Here is a 23,171-nt window from a genome sequence, read left to right on the forward strand (position 1 = left end):
AGCGTATAATGCTCCCAAAGGAGCGTGAAGAAGGATGAAATGTGCCCGTTCGGATGTGGAATATCGCCTCAACGACCTGCAGGGCCAGGTTTTTTCCGCGTGCCGTATGGGCGCCTGGTGCTTTAACGAGGAGAAACAATTGTATATCAGCACCGCTCCTCATCAGGAGGAATACCATCTTTTTCTGCGTGTGGGCGGCGTACTGGATCAAGCCATCGGCGTGAAAGAAGACGAACCTGCGCCTCACATTCTCGACGGCAAGCTGGGGCTCGTGTGGATCGCGGAGTGGGTGCAGCTTCAAAACGGCGGGCGGTTTCTGGTGATCCTCGGCCCTACCTATTTGAAAAACACCTCCGTGGAGGACAGTCTGATGGCGCTGGATCGTCAGGGGATCTCCCAGCATCTGCGGCGGCAGTACCTCAACGTTTTGGGGGATGTGCCGGTTCTGAGCTTTGAGATGCTGCGGCAATACGCATGCATGCTCCACTATACCTGCTATCAGGAAGCTGTCAGCCCGCTGACGCTTGCGCCGCAGACGGCAAGCGTGCGCGAAGGAAAGCCGGAGGATTCGGAAAGGTTCGCCGACCGCAATGACTATGAACGTATGACGGCCTTTGAGGAGATGCTGCTGCAACAGCTTTCGGAGGGTGCGGCGCCCCAGCCCATGGCGGATTCCTATCCTGGGGAGCTGCAGAACTTCGGTCTGGACTCCATGCGGCAGATCAAGGATAACCTGCTGATCTTTACCGCTTTGTGCGCTCGCACCGCCGTCAAGAGCGGCGTGCCTGTCTACACGGCGAAAACCATGGAGAATGAGTGGATCCGTCGGATTGAGGACGCCCGCGGCTTTTCAAGGGCCTGGAAGATCAGAGCTTCGATGTACAACGCCTTTCTCCGTCAGGTGCGGCAGACCCGGGAGAGCACCGGTCTTTCCAAGGCGGTGCGCGACTGCCGAAGCTACATCCAGGCCAATTATATGAACGAGATCTCGCTGGAAGAGATTGCGCGCCACTGCGGCTATGCGGAATACTACCTCTCCCGGAAATTTGCCAAAGAAACGGGCATGAAGATCAGCGACTATATCCACAGCGTGCGTGTCGACGCCGCAAAGCTCCTGCTGGTTACCACTTCCCGGGAGATCCAGGATATCAGCGATCTGCTGCATTTCGGCAATCGCAGTCACTTTGACCGGGTGTTCCGCCAGCATGTGGGCGTATCCCCGGCAAAATTCCGCGAACAGGGCGGACAACTTTCAACGATAAAGGAGACGACATGAAGCTCAAGCAAATGAATCGATATATCGATTTTATGGAGGCCGTTCAGTCCTGTACGGCAGACGTGTATTTCTGCTCTGACGAGGACGACCGGCTGAATCTGAAATCCACGCTGTCACAGTTTTTGTTCGCCAGCATTTGTGGGGACAGGGATTATCTGCGGGGCGGAACCGTCGTCTGCCAGGACAGCGCCGACTATGACAAGCTCTCTTCCTATCTGGAGGAAAGCGATGACGAAGGGAGAACACAAAATGAATGCTGATCCCAAAATCCCGGAGGAACTGATGCGGGCCATCGGCGCCGGCATGCAGGAGCGGGCGAAAAAAGAGCAGGCGGACAAGGTGAAGAACTATCGAATCCTCAACGCCTGCGCAAAAAAAGGAGGGATCCTCTTCACCGGCTCTTCGCTGATGGAGCAGTTCCCGGTCTGCGAGCTGGCCATGGACGCAGGAATTACGCTTCCGGTGTATAACCGCGGTATCGGCGGCACTACCACCGACGATTTCCTGCGGGAGATCGACACGGTGCTTCTGAATCTGGAGCCGTCCAGGGTGTTTCTGAACATCGGCACCAATGACATGACCGACCGCATCTACGGCGAGACATGGATGGCGCACCTGTGTGATAACTACGAGGCGATCCTGCGCATCGCCCGGGAAAAGCTGCCCGACGCCGAAATCTTCTGCATGGCCTATTATCCCACAAACCATCATCTGCCGGATCAGAACGAATGGCAGGCGGCCATGCTCAAGGAGCGCACGGCGGAGAATATCGCAGCCTGCAATGCGCGCGTCAAAGCCCTGGCAGAGAAGTACGGCTGCCGATACATCGACGTGAATCAGGGACTCTGCGATGAGAGCGGAGAGCAGAAGGCGGAGTTTGCCATTGACGGAGTACACATGTACGCCAGCGCCTACCGCATTGTTTTTGAAAACCTCAAGCCCTATTTGCTGTAACACTCATGATTGAGAGCTTCGCCATTCGCCCGGTGAACAGATCCTCTTTCAGCATCCGAGCATTCACATGGCAGCTCTCACAGCGCTTTTCGATCACCGGCCAGCCCTCCTCGTGGGAGGGATAGGAAAACACATGCCCAAACAGCAGATAGCCCACCAGCACATCACCCACATATAGCGGCGTCACGGCCTCGGTCAGCCCGGCGTGACAGCGGTAAATGTGGGTGCTGTGCTTTTTTTCTGCCCTGTGACAGGCCTCCCTGTTGCAGGCCATGCAGGCATCAAAGCCCTTGCAGATGCCGCTATTATTTGACGAGTTTTTGCATGTTATAGCGAAAATAGATATTTCTTTTTCTCCGACAATTCCTTACAATATCGGCAAGAACAAAAACTGCATGCGAATAGGAGGCGCTCTCATGAAAAACTATATGGATACGACGCTGACTGCCCGGGAGCGGGCGGAGCTGTTGCTGAAGGAAATGACGCTGGATGAGAAGATCGCCCAACTGACGGGCGTTTTTTCCGTCAGGGGTTACGAAGATAAGATGGCGGAATTCTTCAAAAACGGCATCGGCCAGATCAGCACTCTGGGCTTTCGCATGTGCGGGAGCATCGAGGAGGCTGCCGCCTGGCAGCGCGAGCTGCAAAGCGCGGTGATGGAGGCAAGCCGCCTGCACATCCCCGCTGTTTTCCACATGGAGGGTGTGAACGGGGCGCTGCTGCAGGACACCACGGCCTTCCCCTCCGGCGTGAACCGCGGCGCGGGCTTCGACCCGGCACTCGAACAGGAGATCGGCGAGATCGTCTCCCGCCAGGAGGCCGCCTTCGGCTTTACCCAGATCCTGGCCCCGGTGCTGGACATCTCCCGGGATTCCCGCTTCGGCCGCCAGTCCGAGGCCTACGGTGAGGATCCCACTCTGGCCGCGGCGTTGGGTACGGCGTATACCCGCGGTATTCAGGAGACCGGGACGGCGGGCCGCCATCCCGAATCCGCTGCCAAGCACTTTCTGGGCTTTCACCGGGGCGCGGCGGGCATTCACGGCGCGGACGTGGAGATCGGCGAGGGCCTGCTGCGGGAGGTCTACGCCAAGCCCTTCCAGGCCGCCATCACCGAGGCAAAGCTGCGCGGTGTGATGCCCTGCTACTGCTCCATCAACGGTCTGCCCATGCACGCGAGCAAGCAATACCTGACCGGCTTGCTCCGAGAGGAGATGGGCTTTGACGGCGTGACCGTCTCCGACTACGGCGGAGCGGAAAACACCTTCCTGTATCAGAAAACCAGCGAGAGCAAGGGCGAGGCTGGCTACCGCTGCCTGAAAGCGGGCCTGGACGTGGAGCTTCCCATGCCCGAGGCCTTCCGTGAGATGAAGGAGCTCTTTGAAAAGGGTGAAGCGGATGAAGCTTACGTGGACGCCGCCGTGCTGCGCGTACTGGAGGCCAAATTCCGCATGGGGATCTTTGAGCATCCCTTCTCTCTGCAGGGGGCGGAGCTGGAAGAGACAGTGCACCACGCCCATGACGACGAGGTTTCCTTCCGGGCGGCCCAGCAGAGCATCATCCTGCTGAAGAACACCGGCGCGTTGCCGCTCTCCGGCAAAGAAAAGACCATTGCAGTCATCGGCCCCCATGCAAACAACGCCCGCTATTACTTCGGCGGCTACACCCACCTGAGCATGGTGGAAGCCATGCACGCCGCCATGAACTCCATGGCCGGTGTCGGGGGCGGCGGAGACGCCGTTCATGCCCAGATGGAACGCGTCCCCGGCACCAACGTGCAGGTGGACGAGACAGAGGAATTCAACCAGGTGCTGCGCAAACTGGAGCCGAAATGCCGCAGTCTCCTTGAGGTGCTGCGAGAGGAACTGCCAGAGGCGGAGATTCTGTACGCTCCCGGCTACTACAAAGCCGGCGCGGACGAGAGGCTCTTTGAGGAGGCACTGGAGATCGTAAAGAAGGCCGACGCGGTGATCCTGACTTTGGGCGGCAAGAACGGCTCCGGCTCCATTGCCACCATGGCAGAGGGCGTGGACGGAACAAACATCAACCTCCCCGCCTGCCAGGACGCATTCATCCGCAGGGCCGCAGCGTACGGCAAGCCGATGATCGGCGTTCACTTCGACGGGCGGCCCATCTCCTCCGATGCCTCCGACGAGCATCTGAACGCCATTGTGGAAGCCTTTACGCCGGCCAAATTTGCTGCGGAGGCTGTGGTCAACGTGCTGCTGGGCAAATACAATCCTTCCGGAAAGCTGCCGATTTCCGTGGCCCATAACGCCGGGCAGATCCCCGTTTACTACAACCATCCCAACGGCTCCGGCTGGCATCAGAGTCCCAGCATCGGCTTTGCCGACTATGTGGACTGCCCGCACCGCCCGCGCTATTGCTTCGGCCACGGGCTGAGCTATACCACGTTCGCGTACAGCGATCTTGTGATCGACAAAAATGAGGTCTGCCCCTTTGAGAAGCTGACGGTTTCCGTGAAGGTGAAGAATACCGGCCGTGTCGCCGGCACCGAGGTGGTGCAGCTCTATCTCCGGGACGTGCAGGCCTCCATGACCCGGCCCAACAAGGAACTGCAGGGCTTTGCCCGCGTCGAGCTGCAGCCGGATGAAGAAAAGACCGTTCGCTTCACCGTTTCGTCCAGTCAGATGGCCTTTGTGGACGAGGACATGAAGTGGAAGATCGAAAAGGGCGAATACGAGGTGCAGCTTGGTTCCTCCTCCGAAGATATCCGACTGACCGGCAGTTACACTGTCTCCAAAAACGCTTGGCTTGAGGGACGCGACAGGGCTTTTTACGCAGAAGTTGCGATTCAGTAAACCGAAGCTTGAAGGAGTATCTGTATGAAAAGCGAAGACCGCAATATAAGCCTGCTTTCTGCGCCGATAGCGTTTTTGATAGAAATTGATCTGTTTGAAAATGTGTTGCTGAAATTCCATCTGAACAAAAAAGGACATGACGTCTGGACCGCGTTGATGAAGAGCATTCTAGCTCGGGAGCTGCCCTGAGAGGAAAAGGAGGGAACAACATGAAAAAACAAAATTATCAATGGCCGGAATACACGGTCGGCACGTGCTATTATCCCGAGCATTGGGACGAAAGCCTGTGGGAGAGCGATCTGGATCGAATGCTCGCCGCTGGAATTCGCGTGGTGCGCATCGCGGAATTTGCCTGGAACCTGACGGAGCCGGAGGAGGGCGTTTTCCGCTTTGACTTCTTCGACAGCTTCCTGGATCTTTGTGCGGAGAAGGGCATGAAGGTCATATTCGGCACGCCCACCGCTACGCCGCCCGCCTGGCTCACAAAGAAATACCCAGAAGTCCTGAACGCGGACCAAAATAGCATCCCCTATGAGCATGGCGCCAGACGGCACTATAACTACAACTCTCCCCTCTACCGGGAGAAGACCAGGATCATCGTCACCGTGCTGGCCGAGCACTACGGGAAGCATCCCGCCATCGTAGGTTGGCAGATCGACAATGAGATCAACTGCGAGACCTGTGAATTTCATTCCGAGGCGGATCAGGCGGCCTTTCGCGTCTTCCTGCGGGAGACCTACGGCAGCCTGGACGCGCTCAACCGTGCCTGGGGGACCCGGTTCTGGAACCAGACCTACACCGATTGGGAGGAGATCCGCCTGCCCGGTCATGTGCTGAACAAGGGCTGGAACCCCCATCAGCGGCTGGACTATCTCCGCTTTGTTTCCGCGAGTGCCCGCGGCTTCTGCAAGCTGCAGGCAGATATCTTGAATCAATATAAAAAGCCCGGCGACTTCATCACCACCAACGCGCTCTTCTGGCACATCGACAATCCGAAGATGTTTGACGAGAGCCTGGACATCTTCGGCTATGACTCCTATCCCAACTTTGCCTTCGGCCTGAACCGCAGCGAATTGCTGAAGGAGCATGGCTACGGCATTGAGGGCGATCTGAACGACCGCCTGAGCGGAAAGAGTCTCAGCGAGGTGCGTGGCATCTGCCCGCATTTTGGTATTCTGGAGCAGCAGTCCGGCGCGGGCAGCTGGGTCTCCGGCATGGAAGGCCCGCAGCCGCGCCCCGGCCAGATCCGGCTCTGGGCCATGCAGAGCGTTGCCCACGGAGCGGACTTTGTCTCCTTCTTCCGCTGGCGAACCTGCAGCTTCGGCACAGAGATGTATTGGCACGGCATCCTGGACTATGACGGCCGGGACAACCGCCGCCTGCGCGAAGTCGCGGCCTTTGCTTCGGATCTGGGAAAGCTCGCGCCGCTCTGCGGCTCTGACTATGTGGCGAAGCTCGCCATCGTCAAGGACTACGACAATGCCTGCGACGCCGAGATCGACGCCTGGCACGGGAGACTGAGCTTCCCGGACGAGAATACGATCTATCAGCAGGCACAGCGGAGCCATGTGTCTTGTGACTATCTCCATCTGGCGGATGATTCTGCGCTCGAAGACCTCTGCCGCTACCCGGTACTGATCTACCCGCACCCGGCCATCATGACCGAGGCGAGGGCGGCGCTGCTCAAGGCCTATGTGGAGCAGGGCGGCACGCTGATCCTGGGATGCCGAACGGGCTATAAGCAGGAAAACGGCCAGGCTGTGCTGTCGCCTCCGCCGGGACTTCTGCGCGATCTCACGGGCAGCATAGTCCGGGAATCCGGCTTCCAGCACCCCGCAGAGCCCACCGTCACGGTGAATTGGGACGGCGAGCGTTTTGAGGCTCCTGTGTTCCAGGACCAGCTTGACACGGAGGGGGTCGCTACGGTATTGGCCCGCTACGACAGCTCCTGGTTTGCGGGAACGCCCGCTCTGATCGAGCACAGGCTCGGCGCCGGCCGCTGTCTCCACTGGGGCAGCGTCTTCTCTCGGACGCTGCTCGAAAAGCTGTTTGCATACGCGGAGTTGACCGGGCGCTTTGACGGGCTGCTGGATGCGCCGGAGGCCGTGGAGATTGCGGAACGGAAGAAGGATGGGCGGCGTTTCCTCATGCTGCTCAACTATCTGCCGGAGGAGCAGAAAATCGTCCTGCGCAAAGAAATGCGCGATCTGCTGGAAGACCGATTCGTTTCCGGAACAATCAGCCTGCCGCCCTTTGGTGTTCTCGTTTTGGAGGTGTGATATGAATCTCGTTCTGTACTTAGTCCGTTTATTGGTTCCTCCGGAAAAGGCGGATCTCAGCCGCCGCCGCATTGCCTGCATCGGAGACAGCATTACTTTCGGAGCCGGTGTGGCGGCAACGCGGAAGACAGACGCCTGGACATATATTTTGCAGAAGCGCCTGGGCGGCAGCTTCCAGGTGCTCAACTACGGCGTTTCCGGTGCAACGCTCCAGCGGGAAGGCGATTTCCCGTACCACAGGATCGGTTTCCTGAAGAGGCTGGAAAAAGCAAAGCCGGAGCTGATCGTTCTGATGCTCGGAACCAACGACTCCAAGCCATACAACTGGAATGCGGAGCGTTTTGCGAGGGAGTATGAGGAGTTGGCTCGGGAACTTAAAGAAAAGCCATGGAACCATCGCCTTGTCCTGATGACGCCGCCCAGGGCTTTCCCTGAGGACGAAACTGGCGCGATTGCCTATGACATCGAAAACGAACCGATCCGAGACGTGGTCCGCTCGCTGGTTTTCTCTCTCGGGCATAAATATGCGCTGCAGGTGATCGATCTTTACGCACTGACGGAGGAACACCCGGAATACTTCTGTGACGGCGTGCATCCCAATAAACTTGGTAACCGGGTCATTGCGGAACACCTGAATAAACAAATCCAACTGAACTAAGCCGGAGAATAGCAAAGAGCCTGCAGGCCATGTGCTCCATCGCCGCGAGTATTGGGCGCATGGAGGTCGACGACCGCACCGCCCATATCGCCGGTGAGCACGAGTGGGCCTCCCACGCGGGTGAGGAGGCTTACCTCTGGTTCAACGACCGGCAGTGCTTCGGCGAGCAGACGCTGCCTCTGCCGGAGGACAAGCGCTACTTTGTTGAGCTGATCGACGTGTGGAACATGACAAGGACCGTCCTGGAGGAGAATGCCTGCGGAACGACAAAGCTGCGCCTGCCCGGGAAAGAGGGGCTGGCGGTGCTGGCAGCAAGAATCGTGTGAAGAGAGGAAGAGGATATACATGGAACTGAAACACAGTCAATGGATCACCGCAGCGCGGGATCTGGGCGATGTGTGCCCGGTTTTCCGCAAGCGCTTTTGCGCGGAGAAAGAAATCGTCTCTGCCGCCCTGGAGATCACAGCTCTCGGCGTCTATGAGGCGGAACTGAACGGGCATCGTGTGGGCGGCTTCGTCCTGGCCCCGGGCTGGACCAGTTACGATCATCGCCTGCAGGTGCAGACCTACGATGTGACGGCGCTGATTTGCGAAGAAAACGAACTGCGCGTCACCGTAGGCCGCGGCTGGTTCCGCTCGCCCATGCCTGGTTGGGAGGATACGGAGGACAAACGCCGCCGCTATTCCCAGCCCTGCGGCCTGATCGCACGTCTGGAAGTCCACTTTGCAGACGGCAGTGAGAGCGTTCTCAGCAGCGACGAGAGCTGGGAGTTTGCCGAGAGCCCGGTCCGTTTCAGCGAGATCTACGACGGCGAGCGCTATGACGCGGCCTTTGCCCCCAAAGATTGGGAGGCGGCCCGGCTGCTGAACTGGTCGAAGGAGATCCTGATCCCCCAGGAGGGCGAAGAGATCCGGGAGACGGAGCGCGTGGCCGCCAGGGCCGTGCTGCATACCCCGGCCGGAGAGACGGTGATCGACTTCGGCCAGGAGGTCACAGGCTATGTGGAGTTCGCCGTGACGGCCCGAGAGGGCGACGAAGTCCGCTTCACTCATGGGGAAATGCTGGACGCAAACGGCAATTTCTACAATGCCAATTACCGCAGCGCCAGGGCAGAGGTGCTCTTCCGCTGCAGGGAAGGAAACCAGATCTGGCACCCGCGCCTGACCTTCTTCGGCTTTCGCTATATCAAGCTGCTGTCGTGGCCGGGAGAGGTGAAGGTGGAAGACTTCACCGCCGTCGTCGTCCACTCGGACATGAAGCGTATCGGGTGGCTTGAATCCGGCGATCCGATGCTCAATCAGCTCTTTTCCAACATCGTCTGGGGCCAGCGCGGGAACTTCCTGGACGTGCCCACCGACTGCCCCCAGCGGGATGAGCGTCTGGGCTGGACGGGCGACGCGCAGGTCTTCGTCCGTACCGCGTCCTATCTCTACGATGTGGAGCGCTTCTTCCGTAAGTGGCTGCGGGATCTGGCAGCCGACCAGCGGGAAAGCGGCGAAGTGGGCCAGGTCATCCCAGATGTGATGCCCACGGCTCCCGGCAGCGCGGCCTGGGGCGACGCAGCGGTCATCTGCCCCTGGACGATCTACCAGACCTACGGTGATTTGTCCGTGCTCGAAGCCCAGTACCAGAGCATGAAAAAGTGGGTGGATTATATTTCCGGTGATGGTTGGGAAGAGCACTTCCATTTCGGCGACTGGCTCGGTCTGGACGCCCCCAGCGGCAGCTACAAGGGCTCCACCCGAGACTGCTTTATTGCTGCGGCTTTCCGGCTTCATGCCATCGAATTGTTCTGCAAGGCCGGACGCCTGCTTGGCATGGATGTGCATGCCTATCAGGACTTGTATGAGGGCTTTGCCAAACGCTTCCGGAAGGGCTATCCTGATTATCGCACCCAGACAGAGCACGTCCTGGCAATCCACTTTGGCATTGCGGAAAACCCGCAGAAGGCCGCCGACGCCCTGGCGGATCTGGTCTGCGCCGACGGAAAGCAGCTGCGCACCGGATTTGTGGGCACGCCCTATCTGCTGCACGCGCTCTCCGACTACGGGCACGCGGATCTGGCCTGGGATCTGCTGCTGCGCAGGGCCTATCCCGGCTGGCTTTACTCCGTCACGAAAGGCGCCACCACGATCTGGGAGCACTGGGACGGCGCGAAGGAAGACGGCAGCTTTTGGAGCACGGATATGAACTCCTTCAACCACTACGCCTACGGCGCAGTGGCGGACTGGATCTTTGAAAAGGCCGCCGGCATCCGGCATGAGGAGAATGCTCCCGGCTTTGCCGCTCTTGTTTATGAGCCGCATCCCGATCCCCGGATCGGATTTCTCAAGGCGGAGCTGGAGACCCGGCACGGGACCATCCGTGCAAGCTGGCGCTATGAAGATACCGGCATTCGGTATGAGCTGGAGACGCCGGTTCCTGCCTTGGTACGCCTTGGCGGTGAAGATCGGTATGTCATGTCCGGAAGCTATACATTTTGGAGTATCCATTCAATTCCCGAAAAGGAACATACAATAGGCTTTTCGGAAAGAAGCATCTGAGAACAGAAAAGAGCCTGCAGGCCTTATGCATAGATACAAGTGTTTTAAGCCTTCGAAAGCTCATAAAAGCTAAAAGGCGGATAGCGCTCCTAAGCGGAAGGCCGGCGGTTCGAATCCGCCCAGGAACGCTAATTTGGAGGGCGGGGACCGAAAAAATCGGTTCCCGCTTCTTCTATCTCACAAGACGATTTCCGTCTAAAACCCCCTTCTACATATTAGCTGGAATCTAAAATAATAACGATTGTTCTAACGAGCGGATTATTTACCGATTTTCGGGTCTTTGGTTCGACAAAGGCGTTCGTTGCGCTGATCATGCGAGAGCACCGGTGATAATCCACGCTCATTAGAGGCCATTTCTCACAAATGCCTGAAAAACGGGCGGATGGCTGCAGTTGGATGCAAAATCAATACAAATAAATTGAAACAGCAATGAATGTGTATTAAAATAATAAAAAAGAAATGGAGGAATAATGAATGGCAAGTACAATTCAAGTACGTGTTGATGATGAGTTAAAGAGAAAGTCAGACCAGTTGTTTAAAGATCTTGGTACAGATACGACTTCTGCAATTCGGATGTTTTTGACACAAGCTGTTGCAAATAACGGTTTCCCATTTGAGATAAAACGGGTGGAGCATAATCCGTATGCTGCCATGTCTGAAGAAATGATGTTGGAGAAACTGGAGAAATCAAGAGTATCTGCATCAAAGGGTAACTATCGATCTGCGGATGCTGTTATTGCTGATATGAGAGAAAAGTATGGAATATAAAGTAGTAGTAACAGCAGATGCAGAAGAAGATCTAAATCAATACATCAGATATTTGCTTATGGTGAAAAAAAGTGATCAGGCGGCGAAAAATGTTTTGGATGATTTTGAGGCTACTATTCAGAGCCTTAAAAGTGTTGCAGGAAGTTTGAAGCCGTGTGATAATGCTCATGTACGGTAAGGAAGCAAGCAACCGAAAACAAGAGATAGACCGCCAGCACTACACTATTCCGAACCAAAGACCAAAAGATAAGCATTGTGGGAAAATCTAAACTTTTGGATTTTCCTACAATGCCAACTACGGCGGAATCCCTCCCACTCCTTATATCTTTCTGTATACATTGAATTTGTATTTAGTAAAATGCAGACAACACCACGGATCGGCTTTTGGTTGGACAATTCCAACCAAACACCACAGCAGACAGCAGAAAACATTCTGAACGCTAGGAAGCCGGTATGATTGTTACATATAAGGGGAAGAAAAATTTCTTTTAGGTACTTGCTTTCCTAAAACTGATGTGATACAATGATTTAATCCAGAAAAGGAGTAAAAAATATGCGGCAAGGTATTCTTAAATAAAACTATAATCAAATAGTGGGAACAAAGGATTATGATAGCTCCTTTTGTAGGGGCTTAGTTTTTTGTACCCAATTTAAGAATACTTTTGCCTTATCAATTTTGACATATCCCCAAAAACAGCAATCACAAACAGGTGTATGCTGTATATGTGTATGTCCGCAACTTATAATCCCCAGTGGTAAAAGTATTTTACTGCTGGGGATTTTTATGCCCTTTGGGGCTGTAAAGGGAGGACAATCACATGAAAATAATCAATATTGGAATTCTTGCCCATGTAGACGCTGGAAAGACGACCTTGACGGAGAGCCTGCTATATGCCAGCGGAGCCATTTCAGAACCGGGGAGCGTCGAAAAAGGGACAACGAGGACGGACACCATGTTTTTGGAGCGGCAGCGTGGGATTACCATTCAAGCGGCAGTCACTTCCTTCCAGTGGCACAGATGTAAAGTTAACATTGTGGATACGCCCGGCCACATGGATTTTTTGGCGGAGGTGTACCGCTCTTTGGCTGTTTTAGATGGGGCCATCTTGGTGATCTCCGCTAAAGATGGCGTGCAGGCCCAGACCCGTATTCTGTTCCATGCCCTGCGGAAAATGAACATTCCCACCGTTATCTTTATCAACAAGATCGACCAGGCTGGCGTTGATTTGCAGAGCGTGGTTCAGTCTGTTCGGGATAAGCTCTCCGCCGATATTATCATCAAGCAGACGGTGTCGCTGTCCCCGGAAATAGTCCTGGAGGAAAATACCGACATAGAAGCATGGGATGCGGTCATCGAAAATAACGATGAATTATTGGAAAAGTATATCGCAGGAGAACCAATCAGCCGGGAAAAACTTGCGCGGGAGGAACAGCGGCGGGTTCAAGAAGCCTCCCTGTTTCCGGTCTATCATGGCAGCGCCAAAAAGGGCCTTGGCATTCAACCGTTGATGGATGCGGTGACAGGACTGTTCCAACCGATTGGGGAACAGGGGAGCGCCACCCTATGCGGCAGCGTTTTCAAGGTTGAGTACACCGATTGCGGCCAGCGGCGTGTCTATCTGCGGCTATACAGCGGAACGCTGCGCCTGCGGGATACGGTGGCCCTGGCCGGGAGAGAAAAGCTGAAAATCACAGAGATGCGTATTCCATCCAAAGGGGAAATTGTTCGGACAGACACCGCTTATCCGGGCGAAATTGTTATCCTTCCCAGCGACAGCGTGAGGTTAAACGATGTATTAGGGGATCAAACCCGGCTCCCTCGTAAAAGGTGGCGCGAGGCCCCCCTCCCCATGCTGCGGACGACGATTGCGCCGAAAACGGCAGCGCAAAGAGAACGGCTGCTGGACGCTCTTACGCAACTTGCGGATACTGACCCGCTTTTGCGCTGCGAAGTGGATTCCATCACCCATGAGATCATTCTTTCTTTTTTGGGCCGGGTGCAGTTGGAGGTCGTTTCCGCTTTGCTGTCGGAAAAATACAAGCTTGAAACAGTGGTAAAGGAACCCACCGTCATTTATATGGAGCGGCCGCTCAAAGCAGCCAGCCACACCATCCATATCGAGGTGCCGCCCAACCCGTTTTGGGCATCCATCGGACTGTCTGTTACACCACTCCCGCTTGGCTCCGGTGTACAATACGAGAGCCGGGTTTCGCTGGGATACTTGAACCAGAGTTTTCAAAACGCTGTCAGGGATGGTATCCGTTACGGGCTGGAGCAGGGCTTGTTCGGCTGGAACGTAACGGACTGTAAGATTTGCTTTGAATACGGGCTTTATTACAGTCCGGTCAGCACGCCGGCGGACTTCCGCTCATTGGCCCCGATTGTATTGGAACAGGCATTGAAGGAATCGGGGACGCAGCTGCTGGAACCTTATCTCTCCTTCATCCTCTATGCGCCCCAGGAATACCTTTCCAGGGCTTATCATGATGCACCGAAATACTGTGCCACCATCGAAACGGCCCAGGTAAAAAAGGATGAAGTTGTCTTTACTGGCGAGATTCCCGCCCGCTGTATACAGGCATACCGTACTGATCTGGCCTTTTACACCAACGGGCGGAGCGTATGCCTTACAGAGCTGAAAGGATATCAGGCCGCTGTCGGTCAGCCGGTCATCCAGCCCCGCCGTCCAAACAGCCGCCTGGACAAGGTGCGCCATATGTTTCAGAAGGTAATGTAAAGATACATAATCGTCAAGACGGCAACAATCAGAAGTTATGGAGGGTAACAATGGAATATAGTAAGGAAGATTTAATGGAAGCAAAAAAGCAAATTTGGGGAGTGGGAGAGAACATGGGAACAGAGGAAAGTAAAAAAATCTGGGAGGAGAACGCACAATTTTGGGATAATGCAATGGGTGACGAATCTAATGAATTTCACAGAGAGGTAGTGCGTCCCAAAGTAACGGAACTTCTATCTCCTAATCCTGCGGATTACATTTTGGATATTGCGTGTGGCAATGGAAATTATTCTTCGTATCTTGCACAAAGAGGCGCTTCGGTTGTCGCTTTTGATTACAGCAAAAAAATGATAGAATTGGCTAAAAGACGGCAATCACAATATGCAAAACAAATTGAATTTTGTGTGGCGGATGCGACCGATAGAAAAAGTATATTAGAATTAAAAAGAAATCGAGCCTTTACGAAAGCAGTTTCTAATATGGCAATTATGGATATTACGGATATTGAACCACTTCTTATGGCTGTTTATGAACTGTTGCAGGAAAGCGGAATTTTTGTCTTTGCAACGCAACACCCTTGTTTTGTCACGTTGACTGAAAAATATATGACACCGCACAGTTACTATGATATAGCGATTGAAGGGCAACCGAAAGAGCAGATTTATTATCATCGTTCCATACAAGATATTTTTAACCTTTGTTTTAGAGCTGGATTTGTCATTGATGGATTTTATGAAGAATGTTTTAAAACCAACAAAGAAATTCCTATGGTAATGATAGTAAGGCTTAAGAAGGTAAAACGTGATAGCTTAAAATAAATTCAAACAACCCACTGATTCGTAAAGGAGAATGTAACTTCATGTTTGCTAAAAATTCAAAGGCATATTCTGTCTACCTGCTGTTCCGATTTGTCTTTTCCCTGGCGGTTTCTATGTCCACAGTGCTTTCCAACGTGTACCTCCTGGAGGTGGTGCAGCTGGATGCTTTCCAGCTTGTCCTGGTAGGGACGGTTCTGGAGACCTCCTGCTTTCTGTTCGAGATACCCACCGGTGTGGTGTCGGATTTGTATAGCCGTCGGCGCTCGGTGCTGATTGGAATGTTCCTCTACGGCCTGGGCTTTCTGATGGAGGGTGCGCTACCGTGGTTCGCGCCGGTTCTGCTGGCCCAGGTTGTCTGGGGTTGCGGTGATACCTTCATCACCGGCGCTCTGGAGGCGTGGATTGCCTCGGAGGAAGAGGACAAACCCATAGACAAGGTGTTCCTGCGGGGCAGTCAAATGGGGCAAATCGGCGGCGTTCTGGGCGTGGTGCTGGGCACACTGCTGGGAAACATAAACCTGCAAATGCCTGTCATCTTGGGGGGCAGTTTGTGCTTGTTGTTGGGGCTGGTGTTGGTTCGCATCATGCCAGAAACCAACTTCTCCCCTGCTATTGAGGAACGGCAGGGCTTGCTTAAAGACTTTGTCTGCCTGTTCAAGCTCAACCTGGGCTTTGTGAAAGGCGCACCTGTGTTGCGGGCGCTCTTAGCAATCACACTATGCGGGGGACTTGCCAGTGAAGGCTTTGACCGGCTCTCCACCGCTCATTTTCTGGATGACACGGTAATACCCGTTATCGGGCCGCTGAACAGCGTCACTTGGTTCGGTGTTATCAGTCTTATCGGCAGCGGCTTAGGTATTCTGGCTTCTCAGTTGCTCATCGCCCGCATGGAGAAAAAAGGGACTGTCAGCCGAACCAGTGTGGTCATGTCCACCAGCGCCGGGTATATCCTGTGCCTGGTTCTCTTCGCGGTGGGGCGGAGCTTTTGGTTCATGTTGTTGGTGTTCCTGCTGGCGGGGCTTATGCGCACCATCAAGGAGCCTGTGCTGGCCGCCTGGATGAACGACCATGTGGATGAGAAAATGCGCGCCACAGTCTTTTCCACCAGCGGACAGCTGGACTCTTTCGGGCAGATCATCGGCGGGCCTATTGTGGGGCTGGTAGCCCAGCAGGTGTCCATACCCTGGGGGCTGGTCTGTACCGCTTTCCTGCTGTTGCCCGCGCTGTTCTTAGTGCCGGTGGCGGGAAAGAAGCGGGATTGATATGGCATAGTTAAGTTTACTGACGAGCGGGAGATTACTTCCGCTCGTCTTCATTTAGTAGCGCAAAATTTGAGGACTCTTTATTTCCTTATTCGGTATAGCGGAGGCGGCTGTCAATTCGACATAATTTTCTTGTGATACTTTACCGTACATGAGCATTTACGCAGGAAATGAAGCAGTACAGTGATTCCAGGGTCTCTGATTTTTTCCGTGAACTCAATGAAGAACAGCGCCAGAACTTCCTGGAATTATGGAATAAGAAATCTGATAAGGATGAGCGGATCTACATATCTTATGATTCAACCAACAAGAACTGTGAGGCCGGAGATATCAGCATGGTCGAGTTTGGTGCCGCCAAGGTGGATACAGGAGCGCCGATCTTCAACTATGCAGTAGGGTTTGATACCAGTAATGAGCTTCCTCTCCTGTATGAGAAATATCCCGGAAGTATCAATGATGTTTCGCAGCTTCAGTACATGATTGCCAAAGTGAAGAGCTACGGATACAGAAACATTGGTTTTATTCTTGACCGGGGATATTTCAGCAAAGAAAACCTGAATTTCATGGACCAGAATGGTTTTTCGTTTGTTATTATGGTGAAAGGATTGAAGGACCTGGTCAGAGACCTGGTTCTGAAGAACAAAGGAACTTTTGAAAGTGAATGGGGTTCCCAGGTCCCTGAGTTTGGTGTATATGGAAAAACAATTCATACATTCATCTATTCTTCCGATACAAAGAAAAGATATGTGCATCTTTATTACAACGCGGGGAAAGCTGCCGGTGAAAGATACGATTTCGAGACAAAACTGCTTGAGATGCAGAAGTATCTGGAGCAGTACAGGGACACAGACCGGGAATTCGGGCCTGCATTTCATAAGTACTTTCATATGCATTACAACAAAGAGAATCACCACTTTGTTTATGCTGAACCGAATCTTCCGGCCATCCGTGATGCATTGAATCTCTGCGGATACTTCGTCATCATTACTTCAGAAAAAATGGACCACAAAGATGCCATCACACTGTATAAGAGCAGAGACAGTTCAGAGAAGCTCTTCCGGGCGGACAAGTCATATCTGGGCAACAGCAGCCTTCGTGTAGCGTCGGACGAAGCTGCAGCGAACAAGATCTTTATTGGATTTATTGCTCTGATTATCCGGTGCAGGATGTACACAAAGCTTCGTGATAAGGCAAGAAGCATGGTGAAAAAGCCGAACTATCTTACGGTCCCGGCTGCTGTGCGGGAGCTGGAGAAGATCGAGATCTGCAGGCAGGCAGACCATGCATACCGGTTGGACCATGCAATAACAAAAACACAGAAAGAGATCCTTGATGCGTTTGGAATGAATCCTGCGGATGTAAAAGAAACAGCCAGGGGGATCGATAAGATTTTGAAGGGAGAAGTGTGATGGCACGAACAAGAAGATCCGGGATGGAAACACTGGACGAAAAGATAGAGAAAACGGAACAGGCAATCAGCAGGAACCGGGAGCAGTATGACCGTCTGACTGCAGAGCTTGACAAGCTTTTGGAAAAGAAGAAAGCGATCCAAACTGAGGAGCTTATGAAAGCGATAGCTAACAGCCCTCACAGTTATACAGAGATCCTGCAATTTATACAGGGTGGAACTGAAGATGAATGAGAAGAAAACGAAGCCCCAGCTTTGGGAAGAAATCCGAAAATATGAGCAGCTTCAGCTGTGGACAGAGCAGTTTCTCGAAGAACGCGGATTGCTGCAGGAATACAATAAGTATATAAATCAGAAAAAGGAGACATCAGAAGAATTACCTTTTGAGTAAATCAGCTGATCTCTCCATGCTTAAGCAAGTGCTGTTGGGGCTGTTCGAGTTGTAAAAAGACTGGAAGTTCACATCCAGATAAAAAGCTTGACAGAATTAATGTAATAATATATATTACAACTAAAGAATGTAAATTGCAGGCGGAAAATTTTAACAGATCATAGCGATGTAAGGTATACGAGGAGGAAAGTATATGGATGCTCAAAGCTGTCTTAATATTCTGCGGGGAATCAAGGATGTGGCCTTTGCCACGGTGAATGATGAGGGAAAACCGGAGGTCCGGATCATCGACGTGATGATCGTAGAGCAGGATAAGCTGTATTTCTGCACAGGGCGCGGAAAAGATTTTTACCGTCAGCTCCTGAAACACCCGGACGTTGCTGTCACCGGCCTCAACAAGGATTTTCAAATGGTCCGGCTGTCGGGTAAGGCAGAAAAACTTGCGGATCAGAGACAGTGGATTGACCGTATTTTCGAGGAAAATCCGGTGATGAACGGCGTGTATCCGGGAGAAAGCCGCTATATTCTGGAACCGTTCTGTATAAGCAAAGGAGAACTGGAATTCTTTGATCTAGGAAAAAGCCCGATTTATCGCGAAAGCTTTGTGTTTGGCTGGGAGGAAGCTTCGGACGAGGCGCTGCAGGATACAGAGAAAGAGGCAAAGATTTGTCATGCACCGCGTGAAAAGGGTTTCCTGATCACCGACGCCTGTATCGGCTGCGGAAAGTGTATGCGCGGCTGTCCGCAGCAGTGCATTACGAAGGGAACACCATTCCTGATCCATCAGGAGAACTGCCTGCACTGCGGACTCTGCTTCGAGAACTGCCCGGTTCAGGCAATCGTGCACAGAGGAGAATAAGATGCCGAAGGAATTGCTCGAGAAACCGGCAACAGATTTTGTGAAGAAGCTGGTCGAGAAACAGCGCAGGATGTGCTTCCTTCCGGAAGGGAAGTTGAAGGACTGCGAGTACTGCGGCGCGGCATGCGGAGAAGTCGCAGGCTGAGACGGCGGAAAAAAGTTTTCCTTATTTTAATTATAGGAGGAGCACCTGATGTATTTTTTTAATCCAGATAGGATCATGACAGATGATTCGAAAATGAGCTTTGATCAAAAAATTTCTGTGCTGCAGGAACAGCTTGCAAACGCGGATGCGGTTGTAATCGGAGCAGGGAGCGGTCTTTCGACCGCGGCAGGATATACCTACTCGGGAGAGCGATTCGAGAAATATTTTGCGGATTTTGAGAGAAAATATGGGTTTCGGGATATGTATTCCGGAGGTTTCTATCCGTATCAGACGATGGAAGAATTCTGGGGATACTGGTGCAGGAATATCTGGATCAACCGGTACGCACCGATCCCGTCAGATCTCTACGGGCGGCTGCTTGCACTGGTAAAGGATAAAGATTATTTTGTTCTGACGACCAATGTGGATCATTGCTTTCAGAGGAGCGGTTTCGATAAGAAGCGGCTTTTCTATACGCAGGGTGATTATGGCTTGTTCCAGAGCAGTTCCCCTGGCAAAGAGGCGAAGAAAAGGACCTACGATAACTACGAGGTCATCCGCAGGATGATTCTTTCGGAAGGATATCAGATCGAAAAGAATGGAGAACTGATTGTCCCGAAGGACACGAAGATCAGAATGACGGTGCCGTCTGATCTTGTTCCGGTGTGTCCGGATGATGGAAAGTTGATGACTACGAATCTTCGCTGCGACGACAGCTTTGTGGAGGATGAGGGCTGGCATCAGGCAGCGGAGCGGTATCAGGAATTCCTGCGCCGGCACGAACGGCTTCGCGTTCTGTATCTGGAACTCGGGGTCGGCATGAACACGCCCGTCATCATAAAATTTCCATTCTGGGAATACACAAAGAAGAATCCGAATGCCTTCTATGCGTGCGTAAACCTGGGCGAAGCTGGCTGCAGCCGGGAGATCGTGAAGAGGAGTGTCTGCATTGATAAGGGAATCGGAGAAGTTCTGAATAGACTTGGAGTCTGAAGACTTATTATTGTTTGCTTGTTTGATTCTGTGGCATAAGAGGGTCAGAGAGTAGGATTCTCTGGCATAAGAGGGTTAGAGAGTAGGATTCTATGACATAAGAGGATCCGAGAGTATGCTTCTATGGCGTCAGAGGATCAGAGACATACAGACTTAATTTGTTGGTCTGACGAGGTCAGATTCCCGGTTACAGGAGGAAAATATATGAATGATAAGGAACAGATGGAAAAACTTCATTTTCTGATTAAGTGTCTGGAAACAGAAATGCCGGAGTATGCGGGATATGCTCTTCCAGATGACCCGAAGCAGGCATTTGATCTCTATCGGGCACTCTGCAATGTCCGTATGCCGTCGGGGGATACCGGACATACATTACCGGATGATTTTTATACGGTGCAGTCGGAAGTTTTAAAAGGCATCACCGTGGAAAAGGGAATCACTGAGGCAGCGGACCTGCCGCCGGCCGGGCTGGATCATCGTCTTTTTCTATGGCAGGGGGATATCACGACGCTTAAGGCCGATGCGATTGTGAATGCTGCCAATTCCCAGATGCTCGGGTGCTTCTCTCCGCTACATGGCTGCATAGACAACATGATTCACACCATGGCAGGTGTGGAACTGCGGGAAAAGTGTTATCAGATTATGAAAGCGCAGGGGCATGAGGAGCCTACTGGCGAGGCAAAGATCACGCCGGGCTATAATCTTCCCGCGCGCTATGTGATTCATACGGTTGGACCGATTGTGTCCGGTTGGCTTACCGGGAAGGATAAGGAACTGCTGGCCTCCTGCTATCGGTCGGTTCTTTCCACAGCCTCCGGTCATCAGCTGGAATCTGTTGCGTTTTGTTGCATATCCACCGGTGTATTCCATTTTCCGCAGGACAAGGCGGCAGAAATTGCCGTGAGTACGGTAAGAGGCTGGCTTGATGCACATCCGGAGTCCTCCGTGCATCGTGTCATTTTTAATGTGTTTAAGGAGAGCGACCGTGAAATTTACCGGGAGATTTTATATCCATCGGGTACAAATGCCCGGATGGGGCAAAATCAAAAGTGATGTAATATACGATAAAGGGAGAGGTTTTGTGCAGAGGTCAACGAGAGGTACGATAGAGGGAGAGGCTTTGTGCAGAGGTCGACAAGAGGTACGATAGAGGGAGAGGCTTTGTGCAGATATCAACGAGAGGTATGATAGAGGGGGAAATTTTATGCAGATATCAACGAAATTTACGATAGCGATTCACATCCTGGCGGCGGTGGAATATTTTGGCAAAGAGGAAAAGGTGACCAGCGATTTTCTTGCGTCAAGCATCGGGAGCAACCCGGTGATCATCCGTAATCTTATGTCGGATCTCAAAAATGCCGGGCTGATTGAAATCAAGAGAGGGCCGGGAGGCATTGCGATTACAAGGCCGCTGGATCAGATTACGTTTTATGATGTGTATGAAGCTGTGGAGAAGAACAAGGAAGATCTCTTCCACTTCCATGACAATACGAATCCTCTGTGCCCGGTCGGCAGAAATATCCACGCCTCGCTGTATGGCAAATTGCAGGATGTTCAGAAAGATTTTGAAGAAAGCCTGAAAAAGCATAGGCTCAGTGATGTGATCTCTGATCTCTACAAAGAAATACAGACAGAGAAAGCTGGATGAATTTCCTGGTTTTCCCAAATCAGGACGCAATGCGCCCTGATTTGAGCTGGACACATGATCATTATCGTCAGCTGATAAAGATAGAAGATCGTGGTCTGCCTGCTCATAGCTGTATGCGCCGGCAGATTGAAATAAACTGCAAATCTGATAGCAATCACCTCCGTCCGGAGAATTGATCCGCACCTTAACAGAGGTTGAAATAAACTGCAAATCTGATAGCAATCACTGCGGTGTTTTGTGTTTCTTACGATACTGAGCGGGCGTGCAGCCTGCGGTGTCACGGAAGCTCTGGATAAAATAGTTGACCGTGTTGAAAGCAAGGCACTCCGAGATTTCACGAACGCTCATGTCGGTGGATTCCAGCAGTACCTTGGCGCGTTTCACCTTGGCGAGGCGGATATACTGGCTGACTGAAATACCGGTTTCTTTCTTGAATTTCTCCGTCAGATAGTATTCCGTATAACCCACGAGCGAGGCCATTTCGGAGACGCGGATTTTCCGGTCAAGGCTAAGTTCGATGTAGTCGCAGCATTTCTGAATTTCGTGGGAATAGCCCGGATTTGTGCGCAGATAATGGACTCGGTAGATAAAGTCATGATACATGGCGTCTGCCAGTGCGGAAAGCTCGCCGGAATCCTTGCTGTCCTCCACAGCCTGGAGATAAGAGTCACCTACTGCGTAAGCAATTTCAGGCGACAAGCCGGCTTCCATGGCCGCGCGGCTGACCAGGGTTGTAAAGACGACAACACTGGTCTTTGACTGTCTCAGCGGATCAGCACTTTTAATGGGTACGCCAGGGCTGAGGTCAATGCTGCGCTGAATAATGGTATGGTAATTGATATCGCCGTTGCGTACCATCTGCAGCATGGCGCGTTCGGACAGCCATATTTTTTCCCGATTTCGCGTGTCGACGGGCACAATTTTGTCCTCGGGAGAGGAACTTATGGAACCCAGTACCTCAGGGCCGAGCTGTCTACCTGTCAGGGTGTTGTGCACAAGCATTACATAGCGTGAGAAAATGGCGTAGGGCATCACCGGCATCCGCGGAAGCGCGGCGATCAGATTTCTGCTCCAGCGGGCATTTTCGTGTGTGTCAATAAACGGTCGAAGAGATGTGCGCAGCTGCTGCTCGGAAGGCTCCGTGTAGAACACGGGGCCGATCACGAAGATCAGGCTTTGCTTTCGCTCATCCTCAAAGGTGACAGCCCATTGCATCCCGATCGACGAGCCGATCAGAAAGGGAACACTATGATCAGTATTTTTTGTAATCTTTTGTAACTTCTCATTTGCTCCGAGAATGGAAAAAGCCTTTGCAAGAAGCTCCGAGTTTTCTGCGGGACAGGTGGAAGCGATCAGGTCACAATTCTCGTTGTAGCACCACACATACAGCTTTTCGTTGCTGGAAATAATAGATTCAAGCAGAAGAAGATTCTCTTCTCCCCGCGTCATGTCATGATCCATAAGTCTTATGCACCCCCGTTCCGCTGGCCTTTTTTTTCACTGTATCACAATTATCCCACACGAACAATAATCATCCTGAATTTTTGTAATTTTTGCAGGATTATTGGCTTTACGGCCGTCCGTACTGTTTGGTATGATGCCATTGCAGAC

The 23,171-nt window shown here is 52.7% G+C and carries 24 protein-coding genes and 1 tRNA gene; 23 read left to right on the forward strand and 2 right to left on the reverse strand.

Translation table 11 applies throughout. The features are described 5' to 3' along the window. Nucleotides 1-34 precede the first annotated feature (34 nt). From ACTNDI_RS03495 to ACTNDI_RS03505, 3 genes are read left to right on the forward strand one after another with little or no spacing between them, the layout of a single operon-like run. On the forward strand, nt 35-1,276 hold the full coding sequence (locus ACTNDI_RS03495) for a helix-turn-helix transcriptional regulator (protein WP_441099372.1): 1,242 nt from the start codon (nt 35-37) through the stop codon (nt 1,274-1,276). Continuing rightward, on the forward strand, nt 1,273-1,536 hold the full coding sequence (locus ACTNDI_RS03500) for a hypothetical protein (RefSeq protein WP_441099373.1): 264 nt from the start codon (nt 1,273-1,275) through the stop codon (nt 1,534-1,536). Before ACTNDI_RS03495 ends, ACTNDI_RS03500 begins: the two co-directional genes overlap by 4 nt. Continuing rightward, a complete protein-coding gene (locus ACTNDI_RS03505) occupies nt 1,526-2,230 on the forward strand; it encodes an SGNH/GDSL hydrolase family protein (RefSeq protein WP_441099374.1) in 705 nt (234 codons plus the stop codon). Before ACTNDI_RS03500 ends, ACTNDI_RS03505 begins: the two co-directional genes overlap by 11 nt. On the opposite strand, the gene ACTNDI_RS03510 is transcribed toward ACTNDI_RS03505, so the two are convergent. Continuing rightward, nucleotides 2,211-2,594 carry a PocR ligand-binding domain-containing protein gene (locus ACTNDI_RS03510; protein ID WP_441099472.1) on the reverse strand — a complete coding sequence of 128 codons (384 nt, stop codon included), beginning with the start codon at nt 2,592-2,594 and terminating at the stop codon, nt 2,211-2,213. The two genes, ACTNDI_RS03505 and ACTNDI_RS03510, sit on opposite strands and share 20 nt — an antisense overlap. A 52-nt stretch (nt 2,595-2,646) precedes the next feature. Here ACTNDI_RS03510 and ACTNDI_RS03515 point away from each other — a divergent pair, with 52 nt between their 5' ends. The 20 genes from ACTNDI_RS03515 (at nt 2,647) to ACTNDI_RS03610 (ending at nt 21,560) form a co-directional block, all read left to right on the forward strand. Beyond that, entirely contained in the window at nt 2,647-5,049 is a 2,403-nt protein-coding gene (locus ACTNDI_RS03515) for a glycoside hydrolase family 3 N-terminal domain-containing protein (RefSeq protein ID WP_441099375.1), read from the forward strand. Nucleotides 5,050-5,073: 24 nt separating this feature from the next. Further along, the gene (locus ACTNDI_RS03520) at nt 5,074-5,238 is read left to right on the forward strand and encodes a hypothetical protein (protein ID WP_441099376.1); all 165 of its coding nucleotides are present in this window, start codon (nt 5,074-5,076) and stop codon (nt 5,236-5,238) included. Between the two features lie 20 nt (nt 5,239-5,258). Beyond that, nucleotides 5,259-7,328 carry a beta-galactosidase gene (locus ACTNDI_RS03525; protein ID WP_441099377.1) on the forward strand — a complete coding sequence of 690 codons (2,070 nt, stop codon included), beginning with the start codon at nt 5,259-5,261 and terminating at the stop codon, nt 7,326-7,328. A 1-nt stretch (nt 7,329) separates the two neighbouring features. Beyond that, nucleotides 7,330-7,986, forward strand: coding sequence for a GDSL-type esterase/lipase family protein (locus ACTNDI_RS03530; protein ID WP_441099378.1), 657 nt, complete (start codon nt 7,330-7,332; stop codon nt 7,984-7,986). Nucleotides 7,987-8,045: 59 nt separating this feature from the next. Continuing rightward, nucleotides 8,046-8,312 (forward strand): DUF5605 domain-containing protein, encoded by a 267-nt coding sequence (locus ACTNDI_RS03535; RefSeq protein ID WP_441099379.1) that lies wholly within the window; start codon nt 8,046-8,048, stop codon nt 8,310-8,312. Between the two features lie 19 nt (nt 8,313-8,331). Continuing rightward, on the forward strand, nt 8,332-10,530 hold the full coding sequence (locus ACTNDI_RS03540; RefSeq protein ID WP_441099380.1) for a family 78 glycoside hydrolase catalytic domain: 2,199 nt from the start codon (nt 8,332-8,334) through the stop codon (nt 10,528-10,530). Nucleotides 10,531-10,597: 67 nt separating this feature from the next. Then, nucleotides 10,598-10,655 (forward strand) — tRNA-OTHER (locus tag ACTNDI_RS03545). A gap of 349 nt (nt 10,656-11,004) precedes the next feature. Further along, entirely contained in the window at nt 11,005-11,298 is a 294-nt protein-coding gene (locus tag ACTNDI_RS03550) for a type II toxin-antitoxin system RelB/DinJ family antitoxin (protein WP_441099381.1), read from the forward strand. After that, a complete protein-coding gene (locus ACTNDI_RS03555; RefSeq protein WP_441099382.1) occupies nt 11,288-11,476 on the forward strand; it encodes a hypothetical protein in 189 nt (62 codons plus the stop codon). Before ACTNDI_RS03550 ends, ACTNDI_RS03555 begins: the two co-directional genes overlap by 11 nt. Before the next feature lie 640 nt (nt 11,477-12,116). Then, the gene (gene tet(W) / locus ACTNDI_RS03560) at nt 12,117-14,036 is read left to right on the forward strand and encodes a tetracycline resistance ribosomal protection protein Tet(W) (protein ID WP_441099383.1); all 1,920 of its coding nucleotides are present in this window, start codon (nt 12,117-12,119) and stop codon (nt 14,034-14,036) included. A 50-nt stretch (nt 14,037-14,086) separates the two neighbouring features. Next, the gene (locus ACTNDI_RS03565) at nt 14,087-14,854 is read left to right on the forward strand and encodes a class I SAM-dependent methyltransferase (RefSeq protein ID WP_002586626.1); all 768 of its coding nucleotides are present in this window, start codon (nt 14,087-14,089) and stop codon (nt 14,852-14,854) included. Nucleotides 14,855-14,895: 41 nt separating this feature from the next. After that, entirely contained in the window at nt 14,896-16,116 is a 1,221-nt protein-coding gene (tet(40), locus tag ACTNDI_RS03570; protein ID WP_441099384.1) for a tetracycline efflux MFS transporter Tet(40), read from the forward strand. Nucleotides 16,117-16,286: 170 nt separating this feature from the next. Further along, nucleotides 16,287-17,525 carry an IS1634 family transposase gene (locus ACTNDI_RS03575; protein WP_441099385.1) on the forward strand — a complete coding sequence of 413 codons (1,239 nt, stop codon included), beginning with the start codon at nt 16,287-16,289 and terminating at the stop codon, nt 17,523-17,525. A 23-nt stretch (nt 17,526-17,548) separates the two neighbouring features. Next, nucleotides 17,549-17,758 carry an ErpK protein gene (locus ACTNDI_RS03580; protein ID WP_441099386.1) on the forward strand — a complete coding sequence of 70 codons (210 nt, stop codon included), beginning with the start codon at nt 17,549-17,551 and terminating at the stop codon, nt 17,756-17,758. Further along, nucleotides 17,751-17,915, forward strand: a complete 165-nt coding sequence (locus ACTNDI_RS03585; protein WP_279200722.1) for a hypothetical protein — start codon at nt 17,751-17,753, stop codon at nt 17,913-17,915. Before ACTNDI_RS03580 ends, ACTNDI_RS03585 begins: the two co-directional genes overlap by 8 nt. Nucleotides 17,916-18,108: 193 nt before the next feature. Next, nucleotides 18,109-18,774, forward strand: a complete 666-nt coding sequence (locus ACTNDI_RS03590) for a 4Fe-4S binding protein (RefSeq protein WP_441099387.1) — start codon at nt 18,109-18,111, stop codon at nt 18,772-18,774. A gap of 1 nt (nt 18,775) precedes the next feature. Further along, nucleotides 18,776-18,919, forward strand: coding sequence for a hypothetical protein (locus ACTNDI_RS03595; protein ID WP_441099388.1), 144 nt, complete (start codon nt 18,776-18,778; stop codon nt 18,917-18,919). 48 nt (nt 18,920-18,967) lie between these two features. Beyond that, nucleotides 18,968-19,912, forward strand: a complete 945-nt coding sequence (locus ACTNDI_RS03600; protein WP_441099389.1) for an SIR2 family NAD-dependent protein deacylase — start codon at nt 18,968-18,970, stop codon at nt 19,910-19,912. Between the two features lie 204 nt (nt 19,913-20,116). Beyond that, entirely contained in the window at nt 20,117-20,965 is an 849-nt protein-coding gene (locus ACTNDI_RS03605; RefSeq protein ID WP_441099390.1) for a protein-ADP-ribose hydrolase, read from the forward strand. Between the two features lie 151 nt (nt 20,966-21,116). Continuing rightward, the gene (locus tag ACTNDI_RS03610; protein ID WP_441099391.1) at nt 21,117-21,560 is read left to right on the forward strand and encodes an Rrf2 family transcriptional regulator; all 444 of its coding nucleotides are present in this window, start codon (nt 21,117-21,119) and stop codon (nt 21,558-21,560) included. Between the two features lie 222 nt (nt 21,561-21,782). Here ACTNDI_RS03610 and ACTNDI_RS03615 read toward each other — a convergent pair whose 3' ends face one another. Continuing rightward, nucleotides 21,783-23,021: a helix-turn-helix transcriptional regulator gene (locus ACTNDI_RS03615; protein ID WP_441099392.1), complete on the reverse strand. Its 1,239-nt coding sequence runs from the start codon at nt 23,019-23,021 to the stop codon at nt 21,783-21,785. Nucleotides 23,022-23,171 lie beyond the last annotated feature (150 nt).

The sequence above is a fragment of the Bilifractor sp. HCP3S3_D3 genome (assembly GCF_052063915.1).
In the GTDB taxonomy this organism is placed as follows: Bacteria; Bacillota; Clostridia; order Lachnospirales; family Lachnospiraceae; genus Bilifractor.